The organism is Deinococcus aquatilis DSM 23025 (assembly GCF_000378445.1).
Taxonomy (GTDB): domain Bacteria; phylum Deinococcota; class Deinococci; order Deinococcales; family Deinococcaceae; genus Deinococcus; species Deinococcus aquatilis.
In genome coordinates, this window is record NZ_KB899730.1 from 16,650 (window position 1) to 29,687 (window position 13,038).

Genomic DNA, 13,038 nt, shown 5'->3' on the forward strand with positions numbered 1-13,038 from the left:
CTATGACGCATTCCGCCGACTTCCGTGAACTCCTCTCCAGTCAGCTGCCTGCACTCGCTCAGCTGGTGAATCTGGGCTATACGTTTCTGACCCCTGCCGAAACCGTTCAGAAGCGCCGGGGCCGACGTGGGCAGGTCATTCTGACGGACGTGCTGCTGGAGGCGCTGGGGCGGTTGAATCAGGTTCATTATTTGGGGCGCGTGCTGCCATTTACCTCTGAGGGCCTGCAAAAAGCAGCCAATGCCCTGCTGGAATTGCCATTCGAGGCCCAGTACACCACTGCCCAACAGGCCTATGACCTGCTGACCCTCGGCACCAGCGTCGAGCAGACCGTGGACGGCGACCGCAAAGCCTTCAGCGTCCGGTTCATCGACTGGGAACAGCCGGAGAACAACCTCTGGCACGTGACTGAGGAATACGAAGTAGAGCGCACGGGCAGCAGTCGCACCCGGCGGCCCGACCTCATCCTGTTCTGCAACGGGATTCCCCTAGTGGTCATTGAGTGCAAGCGCCCCGATCTGGACGGCGCGGTGGCCGAAGCGGTGTCACAGACGCTACGCAACCACGCCCGTGACGAGATTCCCTTGCTCTACTCCTTTGCTCAACTGCTGCTGGCCGTGGCCCAAAATGACGCTAGATACGGCACCACTGGGGCAGATGCCAAGTACTGGGCCAGCTGGCGCGAAGAAGATTTGCAGGTCCAGGGAGAGTTGGCCGCACAGGTGAGTACGCCCATGCCCGCTCCAATCCGCGCCCGCATTCTCGGCTGGCGAGAAGAACCGCTGCGGACCCAGCTCGACCGCGCCTTCCATGAGGGGCCACGCCTCCCTTCAGTCCAAGACCGGATGATCGGCTCCCTGCTCTCCCCGGCCCGTCTGCTGGACTTCATCTGGGGCTTCATCGTCTTCGATGCCGGGGTCAAGAAAGCCGCCCGGTATCAGCAGTACTTCGCGGTGAAAGAAACCGTGCGGCGGGTGCAGGAACGCACGCCCACCGGCAGCCGCCGGGGAGGGGTGATCTGGCATACCACGGGGAGTGGCAAGAGCCTGACCATGGTGATGTTGGCTCATGCCCTGACCCGCTTATCAGACGCGGCGGCCCCCCGGATTGTGCTGGTCACTGACCGCATCGATCTCGATGACCAACTGAAGGGCACGTTCAAAGATACCGGGGCACAGGTGGTGCAGGCCACCTCGGGTCGCCATCTGCTGGAACTTCTGTCGTCCGAGCGCACTCAGGTCATCACGGCCGTTATCGACAAGTTCGAGACCGTGGCCCGCGAGAAACTCAAAGTCCTCAGCCCGGATGTGTTCGTGCTGGTGGATGAGTCTCACCGCAGTCAGTACGGCTCGGCCAATGCCCTGATGCGCACCGTGCTCCCGAATGCCTGCCTGATCGGGTTTACCGGCACGCCCCTGCTGAAAAAGGACAAAAGCACGGCGGAAAAGTTCGGCGGCATCGTGCACGCCTATTCAATGGCGAAGGCGGTGCAAGACCGGGCCGTGGCACCCTTGAAATATGAGGCTCGGCATGCCGAGCTGCGCGGCGCACAGGAGCAGATTGACCGCTGGTTCGAGCGCGTGACCAGAGACTTGACGGACGCCCAGAAGGTCGATCTCAAACGCCAGTTCCAGACCGCCCAGACGGTGCTGGGGGCCACCTCAAGGTTAGAGGAGATCGCTTACGACGTCGGTGAGCATTACCGCCAGACCTATCAGGGCCGCGGCCTGAAAGCCCAGTTCGCGGTCAGCAGCAAGCTGGACGCCGTAAGGTATAAAAAGATTTTCGAGCGTTGGGGCACAGTCAGTGTGGGCGTCATCATCAGTGCGCCGGATACCCGGGAAGGGCGCGAGAGTGTGGATGAATCGGATGTGCCGGAAGTGCAGGCCTTCTGGCGCGACATGATGAACCGCTACGGCACACCAGACAACTACCAGAAGAAGTTGATTGGGGCCTTCAAAGGCGACGGCGATCCCGAACTGTTGATCGTGGTGGACAAGCTGCTGACCGGCTTCGATGTACCCAGCAACGCGGTGCTGTACCTCGACAAGCGCCTGAAAGAACACAGCATCTTGCAGGCCATCGCCCGCGTCAACCGCCTGTACGACGGCAAGGATTACGGCCTGGTTGTGGATTACCGGGGCATCTTCAGCGAGCTCACCGAAGCGCTCGACATCTACGCTGCTCTAGAAGCCGAAGGCTTTGACCCCGCCGATGTCGCTGGAACGCTGGAAAGCGTGGACGTGGAAATCGGGCTCCTGAAAACCCGGCACGGGCATGTCTGGGACGTGTTCCGAGGCGTGGACCGTCATGACCTCGAAGCGTTGCAGCGGCATCTGGAACCGCAGGATTACCGGGATGCCTTCTACGAGGCCCTGACCGCGTTTGCCAAAACGCTGCAGCTGGCCCTGGCCACGCCCAGCTTTCTGGACGCCACGCCAGAAGTTGAGCGGCAGATCTACATCCGTGATCTGCGGTTCTTCCTGAACTTGCGTACTACCGTGAAACGCCGTTACGGGGAAAGCGTGGATTTCGGCCCCCTGGAAGCTCAGCTCAAGAAACTGGTGCAGGAGCATGTGGGGGCCGACAGCGTGGTGCAACTGTCTACGCCGGTCAGCCTGTTCGATCTGGAAGCGGTGGAAGACGAGGTCGACATCCTTGAAGGAGAGGTGGCCCGGGCCGACACGATGGCCGGCCGGATTCGCCGGGCCATCACCGAGCGCTTGGAAGAAGACCCGACCTTCTATAAGCGGCTCTCGGAACTGGTGGATGAAGCCATTGCCGACCACCGTGCCCAGCGTCTGAGTGACTTGGAATACCTGCGCCGTGCTCAAGAACTGACCCGGCTGGCTCAGGAAGGCGGTGGAGGGGCCGGCGATCCCCGGCTGCAGGGCCGTGATACGGCCCGAGCTTACCTGGGGCTCCTCCACGACGGACTGGGGGAGACGCTCAAAGACGTGCCGGCCTTGGATGAACACCTCACCACGGCAGCCCTGGCCTTCGACGGCCACATCGAACGGCTGAAGATTCGGGACTGGCACACCAATCAGGGCGTCCGGAACACCATGATTGACGCGATGGACGACCATCTCTATGACCTGGAACGGCAATTGGAATGCCGGATTCCCCATACCCTGCGGGACGCGGTGTTCGAGAAAGTGCTGTCCGTGGCGCGGCACCGCGACGGGGCATGAAGGAGAAGCCCAACCCGGATCAACGGGTCGCGGAATACGGCACCACCCGGATTCCCTACCAGGTCGTGCGCCGTGAACGCAACACCCTGAGCATCGAAGTGCTGCCGGACGGCACGGTGCAGGCGGTGGCCCCCCTGGACACCCGGGAGGAAGAGATTCGCTGGCGGCTGGAGAAACGGGGAGCATGGATTCTGCGCCAGCAGCGGGAATTAGCTCTACTGCCCCCTCCCCTGCCGCCCCGGAAGTATGTGAGTGGGGAAACCCACCGGTATCTGGGCCGGCAACACCGCCTGCGGGTGCTGATCGGGAGGGAGGAAGAGGTCAGGGTGACCCGGGGCGAATTGCTGGTCACGGCCAAGGCCCCTGAACGGGCTGAGCGGGTGTTGCAAGCCTGGCTGCGGGAACGGGCCGAGCAGGTATTGGCCGAGCGGATGGTTGTCTGTCAAGAGAAAGCATCTCACCACGGCATCCGGTACAGCGGTGAATTTCGCCTGCGCCGCATGACGACCCGCTGGGGCAGTTGCAGCCGGGCAGGCCGGCTCACCTTCAATCCCCTGCTGATCCAAGCGCCCAAGGAATGCATCGATTACGTGCTCCTGCACGAGCTGTGTCACACGACCGAATTCAGTCACTCCCGAGCGTACTACGTGCTCCTGGGCCGGGTCTTGCCAGACTGGAAGGCCAAACGGGCACGACTCAACCGCTTGGTCGAGCTGCCAGACCCCTTGCTTTAGGGGCGGATTTGCCCCTGCCGCTCATAGAGACGGCTCTCGATCCGATGAACCAGGATGTTGCGGCTCCACCCCTGTTGAACCGTGGTTCGGGCATACCACTCCCGCTGGGCTGGCTCTTTGACACTGGTCAGCAGCGTCACCAGATGGCCCCAGGGCAATTGGTCAACAGGCTGTTGACCGAATTCGAAGCCAGGATGGGCGCTGGCAAACATGCGCATGTGTTTCAGATTGGTGGGCGAGAACCCTTTGAGCTCCGGGAACTCCGTGCGCAGGTTTTGGGAGAACCGTCCGACCACCTGGGCGTAAGTTCGACAGAAAACGCTCTGCGGCGCAGTGGCGTTGAGCAGGCCAGACGCTTTACAGTACGGCTCCTGCGGCGGAGTGGAACATTCAGTTGCGGGCTGTACGGCACAGTGGTTTCGCAGCGCAGAGGCCTTGAGGGGGGCGGGTTGCTTCCGGCAGCTGGATCAGGCGAAAGTCCATATTTACAACGTTAGGAGCAACATCAAAACTCACGTGATGTTAACGTCGCTTTCGACGTTCTTTTTCAAGTTTCTCTTCAATGGCTTCCAGTAGCCAGGAGTGACGTGAGATGGGCCGCCGTCCCCGGGCATGGGCGCGGCGAAGCTGGTCGATCTCCTGTAGGGTGCTCTCGTAGAGCCGCAATTGGACATTTTTCAGTTCGTCCGTTAGGGGTATGTCGTTCGGCTCTGCTGTGTCCGGCGCCTGATCCCGAGATGAGGGCAGGTCAGCCGCGACGCTGCCGCCGCGCCGAATGATCTCCTGCACCTTGTCTTCGGGAATTTCAGGTATTGCAGCAGGCGTGCGTTTGGGGGCACGGGAGACGGCCATGCTTACTTGCCCTCCGCCAGAGCGAACTGCGGGATTCGGCCAGTGATCTGCTGATACAGGTGGGCGAACTCTTGGGTGGCCTTGCGGTCGTCGGGGTGAAGTTCGAGCACGCCCAAACCCTGCGCGGCTGCATTGGCGTACGCTTTGCGGTTCCCCAGAGGGGCGTCAAGAAACGCCAAGGCGTCCGTGTCTCTTAGGGCTTCGGCCGCATCATCGTTGTCGCTGCCGCGCGGATCGGCCCGGTTCAAGAAGGCGTAGGACTTCAGCTCCGGGTTGACGGTCTTGATCTCGTGGATCAGCCGGGCCACCTTCTCCAGTGTCCAGACGTCGAAGCTGCGGGGATTGAAAGGCACCAGGTAGAGGTCGGCCACGGTGAGGGCGGCGCGCTGACTGGTGGTGTCGCGGCCCCCGGTATCGATGACGACATCCTCAAACTTCTTGGAGAGCCGCCGCAGTTCCTCGCGGGCCGCCTGACCCGTGAGCTGAACGGCGGTGTACCCCGTCTGCCCCCCCTGTCGTTCGTTGCGCCAGGCGGAGAAGTCGGTGGCCGTCTCCTGATCGTCTGCGTCCACCAGAAGCACGTCCCGACCATCCAGGGCCAAAGCGACGGCGAGATTCGTTGCCACCGTTGTTTTTCCACTGCCACCCTTGATTCCACCCACCACATAAATCATGTTGTCCTCCATTTGAGATTGAACGTCACCGATAACGTTGAAATCAACTTGACTGGGCCAGCCTAGCAGATGTCCTGCGCGACCATCTTCTCAAGGACTTCAGCTGACTGGGGCATTAGAATTTGGGTCAGCTGACGGGCGACATCCGAGATCGTGCGGGGTGGCTTCCGGAATGGGGCTACCAGCTGACGTAAGACCTGGCAGGTGACTTGGAGATCCTGGCTCAGGACCGGAGCCAGCCAGGCATCTGGATGGATGACCTGGGGAGCTCCAGTGGGCAAAGCATGGGCAGGAAAATCACTCAGATTGAAGGTGAGCAGGTGAGGAACCCGGCTGTGTAGGGCCGCCGCGAAGACATGTCGGTCATCTGGATCCGGCAGCGTCAGGTCAGGAATCAGATGGCCGAAGCCCGTGACCCGCGCGTGCGGCAATGCCCGGTCCATCAGTGCCTGGGTCCTCAGCAAAGGCTCGGGCTCAAATCCCCGGTCTCGCACCAACGCGTTGATCCATTCGTGATTGACCTCGTCTGACCAGCGCAGGCGGCAGAGGCCCTCAATGTCCAAGCGGATCAGGAGGTCGCGCAGCAGGGAAGGGTAGAGCACGTTGGCGTCGCAGAAGGCCTCGGGGCTGCTGGGGGGAACCGCTGTCACCGAGGCGCTTGATCCTGTTCGTACAGGTCCAGATCCTCAGACAACTGACTGAGAGCGTCGGCAGCGGCACGGCGCTGGTCGCGCTCCTGTTGATAGGCCAGCAGGTCGTTCATGGCAATGCGGTGGTGCTTGCCGACCATGCGGAAGGGCAGCTGTCCGGTACGCAGCAGGGTGTTGACCAGATGGGGACGGCTGACCCCCAGCAATCGGGCCGCCCGGGCAGGAGTGACCGTTTCCTCAGTCGCCACCAAGGCCAAGGTATGGCCCGCGCCCAGTTCCGCCACGGAAGCTTGCAGCAAGCGGGCCAGGAGGGGCGTGAGCTTGATGCGCTGCGCCTGAGTCCCACTGCCAAAGAGCAGCTCGACAGATTCGCCGGCCTGAGCCAGCGTCTTGGCCAGGGCCTGAAGCTGTTCCTGCTCCGTGCGTGAAGGAGTGAAGGCCTGGGTCATATGCTCAGTCTACCGCATCTAAATGAAATAAGTGAAAATAGACGGAAGAGAGCCAGATTTAGAATGATAATTCATACCAAAAGTAACGTTGAAAGGTATGTCAGAATAACGTTGCAAACCACTTGACAGGAATGGATTGAAGGCCATCTGCGAGGAACGCCATGCGGAAATCTAAAAGTTATGTCAGGGTACAGGACGTGCGCACGGGTCGCCGGAGGCAGCTACACCGGATGCTTGCTGAGGAACTGTTGGGAAGGCCGCTCTTGAGCGGTGAAGTCGTGCATCACAAAGACGGCAACTCTCTGAACAACGCTCCCAGCAATCTGATGGTTCTGCGGAACCAGAGCTACCACGCTCACATTGAGTATCACCTGCGCTGCGGAAAGCGCGGCATGCCTTTCCTGTTTCCAGAACTCCTGTACGGAGTGGAGCAACAACGCCCCGGTACCCTCTTTGAACACCTGCATTGATGGGGAAGGTGTGCATTCCGAGGTTGGTTGAGAGGCGGCCAGTCGCTGCTGGAGAATGCAGTGAGGTCAGCGCACCCTCAGGTTAAGTGATTCTGTGCGTGCAGGACGGCACTCAGGCGGTATTTGGTCAAAAGTGATGCATCTCCTGTGCATGGGCTGCATATCGGGCTAGATTGAAGAAATCAAAAGCGGCCTCTGGGTCGCTTTTTCGTTTGATCTCTTGCTCTGGCAAGCTAGCAGTATGGGCCTGCAAATGAATTTAGGAGCTTATCTGGAGCGCCGGGGCATCACGGCCTACCGCCTGGTCAAAGCCACCGAAGGGCGGCTGGCCCCTGTCACGGTCTACGGGCTGGCCGCCAAACCCGCCCAGCGCATTGACCTAGCCACGGTAGGCACAGTGCTCGAAGCCCTCTCAGAACTCACGGGTTCTCCCGTGCAGGTGCAAGACGTCCTAGAAACCCTGGATGCCGAGGGCGACCAGCGGCGCGAAGACGCCCGCCGCCGCATCGCTGCGCCCCGCAGCGGGTAAAGCGCAGGGCAGTGCCCTCCCCGCCCCTGAGGGAGACTGGAGCGTGCCCGATCAACTCACCGAGATGCGCGAGCGTGACTTTTGAGGGAAGCGTCTCCACTGTTTCTAGATACATCCGCGTTGCTGCGGGCCTACCTGACCAAAGACCAGTTCCATGCCCAAGTGCAAACGGCCATCGCGCAGGCCGACCCTGTGGTGGTCAGCGGGCTGGCCCATACCGAAGTGGTGGTCGCCCTGACCCAGCGCCAACACCGCGACCATGCGGGACGGCTTAGGGCAGATCAAGTGAACGCCCTGTTGGAACAGTTTCGAGAAGACTGGGACACTCTGTACGTCGTGCCCGTGGATGAAGCCCTGCTCTTGGAAGCGTCGGCGCTCGTTATTCGCCAAGCCGCATTCGGTCTGCGGGCGATGGACGCCGTTCATGTGGCGAGTGCCCTGCGCGCGGCAGAGGCGTTTGAGGGCCTACGTTTCCTGACCTTCGATACCCGGCAACAGCAGGCCACCCACGCCGAGGGGCTGCGACTCTTTGCAGAAGGCTGAGTGACCACAGCGGCGGGAAAACGGCCCTTCCCTAACTCCAGATGCCGCCGAGCAGGACACGCCCGTGCATCTCGCCTGTTTTTAGACACTGGGGGTACACCGCAATTGTGCCGCTCCAGCAACACCGCAACGGGCATAGTCAAGGCCATGCCCGATCTCAGTTGCCCCAAGTGCCGGAGCGAAAATACCCAGCGCCTAGAAATTATCTATAGCTCAGGCGTGGGCATCGGCACCAGTCAGGGTACAGTCGTCGCCGCTTCGATTGGATCAAATGGAAATCTCATTCCTACGTTCGGCGTGACAGAAACGAAGTCTCAGACGATCTCTGCTTTAGCCCAGCGGTACGCGCCGCCGAGTGCAAAGGGAGTAACCGAAATGAATGGCATAGTTGATAACATCAGGCTTGCCCGTGGGGGCTTACCCCTGTTGATCGTCATCTGCGGTGTAGTTGGTTTGCCCTATGTACCTTTACTGTCGTTCTTTGGTCTCGGATTGGCGGTGTTTGTGTACTTTTGGCTAGATGATGCTCTCAAGAAAAATTTAATAGGCCTCTCCCGTAAGGAGGCAGAGCATCATTTGGAAATTCTCCAATGGATGGAAGATTTCGCCTGCTTACGTTGTGGCCACACTTTTAGCCCTGTGATCGTGTCCTACCAATACGATGAAGATTTTTATGAACTCCCAGAAGAGGTTTGGGGAACCAACAGATAGCCATGTCACTGTCTTCCCGGATTCCCCCATCCAAATCAAGTTGAATACCCCAATGGATTCAAGCTCTCCGAATTGGGGCGGCCCCCGCAAAGGTGCAGGCAGAAAGCCCAGCCCCGATTTGCGGGGATCGCTCCAGCTCTCCCGTGCGGTTTGGGCCATGATTGAAGCCCATGCCCACCGCCTGAGCGTCACCCCACAGGCGCACGCTGCCGCTGTCCTCCAGCAGCATGCCACCGCGCCCTTGTTCGCCACCCGCTAGCATATCTACCTCAGCGCAACGGATGGAGGCCACGCAAGGCCCACTTGGTGCAGGAGTTTCCCTGCTTCTGCACCAAGTGGGCCTCTCTCCTCGTCTGTTGCCCCCTGCCTGCCTCTGGCCGTGATGTGCAGTCATATAACCCTATGACCGCTTCCTCACCGTCCGACTTCGGGTGGAGGGAACTGTCACCCGGGTTTTCGCCTCTGCGTCTCGCGCCTCGTGCTGCCTGAAATCGCCCTTTTCGCGTTGAGTCCAGCGTTGCACCGAGAGGCTGGCCGATTCGCTGCGAAACCGGGGCGTACGGGTTGTGGCAGGACGCGGCCTGCAGGTCAAGGGTCGCTGGCCACCTCGCCGCTCACCAGGGAGGTGTAGCCGTCGTGGTTGCCGCACTGGAATCGGATGGGTCAGGCCTGACCCTTGACCTCAATTGACTCTAACTCCGGCTCATGCGGACTTGAACGCCGTTGCTGCGGTTTGAAATCGAGTTTCAAAACCCAAAGCGCACACACACTGAACTTCCTGGGCTCTTCGTTTGCCAAAACGAAGAGCGACCGCCACAGTCGCTCATCCCCAGAAAATCAACCCCACCCTGAGGTTCTTTATGACTATCCCCCGTAAAAGGGGGTAAGAAAATCATACCCCCGTCCTGCAGTCAAACAGTCCTCCAGATGTTGATGAATCGCGCCCCGGCCTGGCCCATGGCCGGTGCCACACCAGCCGAGGCCCACCGACCCAATCGCGTTCCCTTGGAGGACGCGCTCTACGCCCCCTATTGGCAATTTGCCCCCAAGCAACGCCAAGGCATGATCGTGCTGGACTGTGACCACGTTGATCCTGTCGAGCGTGTCATGGGCGGTCACATTGTGCCCCCCACCGCCGTCGTGTGGAATGAAGAAAATGGGCACAGCCATGCACTGTATATCCTGACCCATCCTGTCAGCCGCGGTCAAGAAAGCAAACTTGGCCCAATCAAATACATGGACGCTGTCCGGCGTGGGCTGACGGCCGTCATGGGCGCCGACGCCCGGTACACCCACGATCTCTCCCGTGGGCCACTCGCCCCCGGTCACTTGCTGGAGGTCATCAGTGGCCGCACCTATGAGCTGGCCGATCTGGCCAAGGGGCTCGACCTCAGGAGGGCTGCTCCGCTACACGATTTGCCTGACGTTGCTGATGTGGATGGCAGAAATACCGCGCTGTTCGAAGTTTTACGAGGGGAGCTGAGAGGATGGACAGATCGCTTTGCGGATGCAGACCAGCTCCGGGCACACTTGGTGGACAAGGCCGCCGAGTTTCAAGGCCTGCTGGCCCAACACCCAAGCGGCCCGCTGCCTTTGAGCGAGGTGCGGTCTACTGTGGCCAGTGTCGTGGGGTACGGCAGTGCCCATCGCCATGCGGAGCCACGCAGAGCACCCAAAGTCCCCGGTGCAGTGGATCGATCGCAGATCTACAGCACCGACCGTCCGGCGGTGGCCCCTGTGCCTGTGCAACAGGCACGGCAGGCTGCGGGGGGGAAGCACACCGCTGAGCGCCGCCGTGAGACCACCAGAGCCAGCTTGCGGGCTGCAGTCAGTACACTGCGGGCACAGGGACAACCCGTCACTGCTCAGGGCTTGATCTTGATCACCAACCACAGCAAACAGACGATTTACAACCACGAAGACGTATGGAGTCAATAGTTTTGTACTCATCAGTCTAAAAAGTCCAGAGCGGTGGTGGTCAGATATACGGCCCCTGCGGGCCCTGTGCGTTTGTCCCGGAGGGGCGTCTGTTTCTGCCTGCCTGTTGCCCCTCCCGCTCTCTTTCCCCGCTTGAGGTCTTTCGCTGCTTCCCCTTTGGGTGGTTTGCGGCTCGGCGCCCCAGCTTCTGTCGGTGCCTCTCTGTCAGGGTTTCTTCCCTACTCTTCTTTGGGTTTCGGATCAAATGTGACGCCCGCGGCTGCCTCGTCTTGCCTGTGGCCCAACCCGTTCGCAGACATCCGGCTGACCGGAATCTCAGCACCTAACACGTCGAGGAATTGACGTTCCTCTCTGCGGTGATGGGATGACCGGGCGTTCCCGATCTCCACCTCTGGCCGCCCCTTGGCCTGAACCTTTCTTGTGCTGAGCAAAGGCGACCTGGCCTTGTTCAAAGCTGCAGGCCCGCCCTCCCACTCCGTCAGTCCTGCCAGTAGTACAGCAGTTCCCCCACACGGAGCGGCTCCCGCGCGCCGAAATAGTAAACGTTAAGGCCGGGCACCTTGACGGAGAGGAGGTCGTCATCCAGCCACTGCCATCCGACAGACGTCAGGGCCAGGCGGATCCGGTCCATCGCGGCCGGCAGGTGGTTGGCGTCTGCACCCCAGGTGTGCGGCGCCGCGAAACGCCCCAGCGTGCTGAGGCTCAGGTCTCCGCCCTCCAGTGGCAGGACGACGTAGGTGCCGCCGCCTTGCCCGTGCCACACCCCCGCCTCGATGGGCTGCCCGACCTCAAGCCCGGATGCCCGGAGGGCCTCCACCACCTGTTCGTGCTCAGCCTGCAGGGTCTGCGCTTCAGCATCATCCCAGCGGGGCAGGGTGAGGGCCTCGATCAGCCAGCGCACATCCGTGCCCGCCTCTGCCTGCTGTGCATAGGCGCGGATGATGGCTGACCGTACCGCCGGGGGCACCACCGCGGGCAACGTCACCTGCAGGTCCGGAATGATGTTCAGGTCAGGAGCCTCTCCAAGCAGGAGCAGCGTGCGGGCGGCCCAGCGCCGCTCGTCGAGGGCCAGCTCTGGATTTCTCATCCGGGCGTAAAGCTCTGCCACTGGGGCGGGTGACAGGGTGCTCAGGGCGTCGCTGGCGTCCTTGAGCACCTGCCAATCGGGATCCTGGAGCGCCTGCAGGAGTACCTCGGCCGCGCGGGCAGGTTCGAGCTCCGCGAGGCGCGTCGTCGCCCAGTTCCGCACTGCGCCCACAGGATCGACCGTCGCGAGTGCCTGCAGGCGATCCACCAGGGGGAGCGGGGTTGGGCGGAGGGTGCGGCTCAGGCCCAGCAGGCCACCCAAGCTGCGTGGTCGGGGGGCCGCCTGCAGTTCCTGCACCATCGGTCCCAGCCCGCCCACCCGCTCTTCCAAGGCAACCAGCCCCCGCTGGCCCGCCGTGAAGCGGTGATGCCAGGGGTCTGCGGCCAGGCTGATCAGGTCACGGGTGGCGGTGAGGTCGCCCAGCCGACCACGCGCCTCGAGGAGTGGGCCTGCGGCGCTGAGCCAGGGTTCGCCACGCGTGCTCAGGGAGCGGATCAGGTTCAGGCTTTGGACGTCGTCCTGCTCCACCAGGGCGAAGAGAGCGGCCGTACGAACCTCCCCTTCGGTCTCGTTGTCGCGCAGCATCCGGCGGAAGAGGGGGAGGAGCTCCGGTCGGGTTCGGGTGCCCAGGGCCTGTAGGGCGGCCCGCCGGAGGAACCACGGCTGGGCCTGGTCGTCTGCCAATTTGATGAGGACGTGGCCGTCGTCATCGATCCGGGTCAGGGCCTCCATGAGCAGCATCGGGAACTCGTACGTCACCTCGTATTCCGTCTGGCCCGCACTGGCCGCGAGGTGAAGGGCGGGGAGCACCTGACCAGGTTGATCTTGGAGTGCGGCGGCGAAGTGAACGGTGAGCGCGGCCTTGGTGGCGTCGAACACGTCACCAGGCAGGCCGTCTGGGTGCTCCGCCCGCATGCGGGCCCACTGGGTGCGGAAGACGTCGAGCAGTTCGGAGGGCAGGGCACTCATGCGACCTGACTGTACTGCAGGTACGCGCTACAGCCTCAATCGACTGCGTCGCCCACTCAGATGGGTTCGGCAGACCTTCACTCAAAGCTGCGCTCAGCGAAATCACTCACGTCGTGGTCAGTGAAACTCTAGACCGAACAGGAGGGTGAACAGTTCTCCTCCGGCAGTTCCACCAGAGCCGCCTGCAGGTTGCTCAGGTCGCTGCCGATGACCTTCGGACTGTCCTCCTGCAGTTGCC

At 61.7% G+C, this 13,038-nt stretch carries 14 protein-coding genes; 8 read left to right on the plus strand and 6 right to left on the minus strand.

Annotated features, from left to right (window positions below; all coding sequences use genetic code 11):
• Nucleotides 1-2 precede the first annotated feature (2 nt).
• Both F561_RS0117205 and F561_RS0117210 read left to right on the plus strand, forming a co-directional pair.
• Nucleotides 3-3,194, plus strand: a complete 3,192-nt coding sequence (locus tag F561_RS0117205) for a type I restriction endonuclease subunit R (RefSeq protein ID WP_019011207.1) — start codon at nucleotides 3-5, stop codon at nucleotides 3,192-3,194.
• Entirely contained in the window at nucleotides 3,191-3,928 is a 738-nt protein-coding gene (locus F561_RS0117210; protein ID WP_019011208.1) for a M48 family metallopeptidase, read from the plus strand. The genes F561_RS0117205 and F561_RS0117210 overlap by 4 nt, the downstream gene beginning before the upstream one ends.
• On the opposite strand, the gene F561_RS27980 is transcribed toward F561_RS0117210, so the two are convergent.
• The 5 genes from F561_RS27980 to F561_RS0117235 all read right to left on the minus strand — a co-directional run bounded on the left by F561_RS27980 (nucleotide 3,925) and on the right by F561_RS0117235 (nucleotide 6,553).
• Nucleotides 3,925-4,224 (minus strand): DUF1016 N-terminal domain-containing protein, encoded by a 300-nt coding sequence (locus F561_RS27980; RefSeq protein WP_169389532.1) that lies wholly within the window; start codon nucleotides 4,222-4,224, stop codon nucleotides 3,925-3,927. The two genes, F561_RS0117210 and F561_RS27980, sit on opposite strands and share 4 nt — an antisense overlap.
• Before the next feature lie 226 nt (nucleotides 4,225-4,450).
• Complete coding sequence (locus F561_RS0117220) at nucleotides 4,451-4,780, minus strand: hypothetical protein (RefSeq protein ID WP_019011210.1); 330 nt, start codon at nucleotides 4,778-4,780, stop codon at nucleotides 4,451-4,453.
• Nucleotides 4,781-4,782: 2 nt separating this feature from the next.
• The gene (locus F561_RS0117225) at nucleotides 4,783-5,454 is read right to left on the minus strand and encodes an AAA family ATPase (RefSeq protein WP_040381088.1); all 672 of its coding nucleotides are present in this window, start codon (nucleotides 5,452-5,454) and stop codon (nucleotides 4,783-4,785) included.
• Nucleotides 5,455-5,516: 62 nt separating this feature from the next.
• Nucleotides 5,517-6,104: a VapC50 family PIN domain-containing toxin gene (locus F561_RS25835; protein ID WP_019011212.1), complete on the minus strand. Its 588-nt coding sequence runs from the start codon at nucleotides 6,102-6,104 to the stop codon at nucleotides 5,517-5,519.
• Nucleotides 6,101-6,553, minus strand: coding sequence for a helix-turn-helix domain-containing protein (locus F561_RS0117235; protein WP_019011213.1), 453 nt, complete (start codon nucleotides 6,551-6,553; stop codon nucleotides 6,101-6,103). The genes F561_RS25835 and F561_RS0117235 overlap by 4 nt, the downstream gene beginning before the upstream one ends.
• Before the next feature lie 230 nt (nucleotides 6,554-6,783).
• Here F561_RS0117235 and F561_RS0117240 point away from each other — a divergent pair, with 230 nt between their 5' ends.
• The 6 genes from F561_RS0117240 (at nucleotide 6,784) to F561_RS0117265 (ending at nucleotide 10,744) form a co-directional block, all read left to right on the plus strand.
• Nucleotides 6,784-7,023 (plus strand): HNH endonuclease, encoded by a 240-nt coding sequence (locus F561_RS0117240; RefSeq protein ID WP_019011214.1) that lies wholly within the window; start codon nucleotides 6,784-6,786, stop codon nucleotides 7,021-7,023.
• 253 nt (nucleotides 7,024-7,276) lie between these two features.
• Nucleotides 7,277-7,552, plus strand: a complete 276-nt coding sequence (locus F561_RS25840) for a hypothetical protein (protein ID WP_169389533.1) — start codon at nucleotides 7,277-7,279, stop codon at nucleotides 7,550-7,552.
• 81 nt (nucleotides 7,553-7,633) lie between these two features.
• Nucleotides 7,634-8,095, plus strand: coding sequence for a type II toxin-antitoxin system VapC family toxin (locus F561_RS27315; protein WP_083922522.1), 462 nt, complete (start codon nucleotides 7,634-7,636; stop codon nucleotides 8,093-8,095).
• Nucleotides 8,096-8,242: 147 nt separating this feature from the next.
• Nucleotides 8,243-8,806 carry a hypothetical protein gene (locus F561_RS0117255; protein WP_157451959.1) on the plus strand — a complete coding sequence of 188 codons (564 nt, stop codon included), beginning with the start codon at nucleotides 8,243-8,245 and terminating at the stop codon, nucleotides 8,804-8,806.
• 52 nt (nucleotides 8,807-8,858) lie between these two features.
• On the plus strand, nucleotides 8,859-9,065 hold the full coding sequence (locus F561_RS28990; RefSeq protein WP_157451960.1) for a hypothetical protein: 207 nt from the start codon (nucleotides 8,859-8,861) through the stop codon (nucleotides 9,063-9,065).
• A 698-nt stretch (nucleotides 9,066-9,763) separates the two neighbouring features.
• Nucleotides 9,764-10,744 carry a replication initiation protein gene (locus F561_RS0117265; RefSeq protein WP_169389534.1) on the plus strand — a complete coding sequence of 327 codons (981 nt, stop codon included), beginning with the start codon at nucleotides 9,764-9,766 and terminating at the stop codon, nucleotides 10,742-10,744.
• A 478-nt stretch (nucleotides 10,745-11,222) separates the two neighbouring features.
• On the opposite strand, the gene F561_RS0117275 is transcribed toward F561_RS0117265, so the two are convergent.
• Entirely contained in the window at nucleotides 11,223-12,800 is a 1,578-nt protein-coding gene (locus F561_RS0117275) for a HEAT repeat domain-containing protein (RefSeq protein WP_019011221.1), read from the minus strand.
• Nucleotides 12,801-13,038 lie beyond the last annotated feature (238 nt).

Excerpts from the sequence above, each read along its gene's own strand:
- F561_RS0117240 (WP_019011214.1), top strand. The coding sequence starts at position 6,784 with ATGCTTGCTGAGGAACTGTTGGGAAGGCCGCTCTTGAGCGGTGAAGTC.
- F561_RS0117235 (WP_019011213.1), bottom strand. The coding sequence starts at position 6,553 with ATGACCCAGGCCTTCACTCCTTCACGCACGGAGCAGGAACAGCTTCAG.
- F561_RS0117255 (WP_157451959.1), top strand. The coding sequence starts at position 8,243 with ATGCCCGATCTCAGTTGCCCCAAGTGCCGGAGCGAAAATACCCAGCGC.
- F561_RS28990 (WP_157451960.1), top strand. The coding sequence starts at position 8,859 with ATGGATTCAAGCTCTCCGAATTGGGGCGGCCCCCGCAAAGGTGCAGGC.
- F561_RS25840 (WP_169389533.1), top strand. The coding sequence starts at position 7,277 with ATGAATTTAGGAGCTTATCTGGAGCGCCGGGGCATCACGGCCTACCGC.
- F561_RS0117225 (WP_040381088.1), bottom strand. The coding sequence starts at position 5,454 with ATGATTTATGTGGTGGGTGGAATCAAGGGTGGCAGTGGAAAAACAACG.
- F561_RS0117220 (WP_019011210.1), bottom strand. The coding sequence starts at position 4,780 with ATGGCCGTCTCCCGTGCCCCCAAACGCACGCCTGCTGCAATACCTGAA.
- F561_RS0117265 (WP_169389534.1), top strand. The coding sequence starts at position 9,764 with ATGGCCGGTGCCACACCAGCCGAGGCCCACCGACCCAATCGCGTTCCC.
- F561_RS0117210 (WP_019011208.1), top strand. The coding sequence starts at position 3,191 with ATGAAGGAGAAGCCCAACCCGGATCAACGGGTCGCGGAATACGGCACC.
- F561_RS0117275 (WP_019011221.1), bottom strand. The coding sequence starts at position 12,800 with ATGAGTGCCCTGCCCTCCGAACTGCTCGACGTCTTCCGCACCCAGTGG.
- F561_RS0117205 (WP_019011207.1), top strand. The coding sequence starts at position 3 with ATGACGCATTCCGCCGACTTCCGTGAACTCCTCTCCAGTCAGCTGCCT.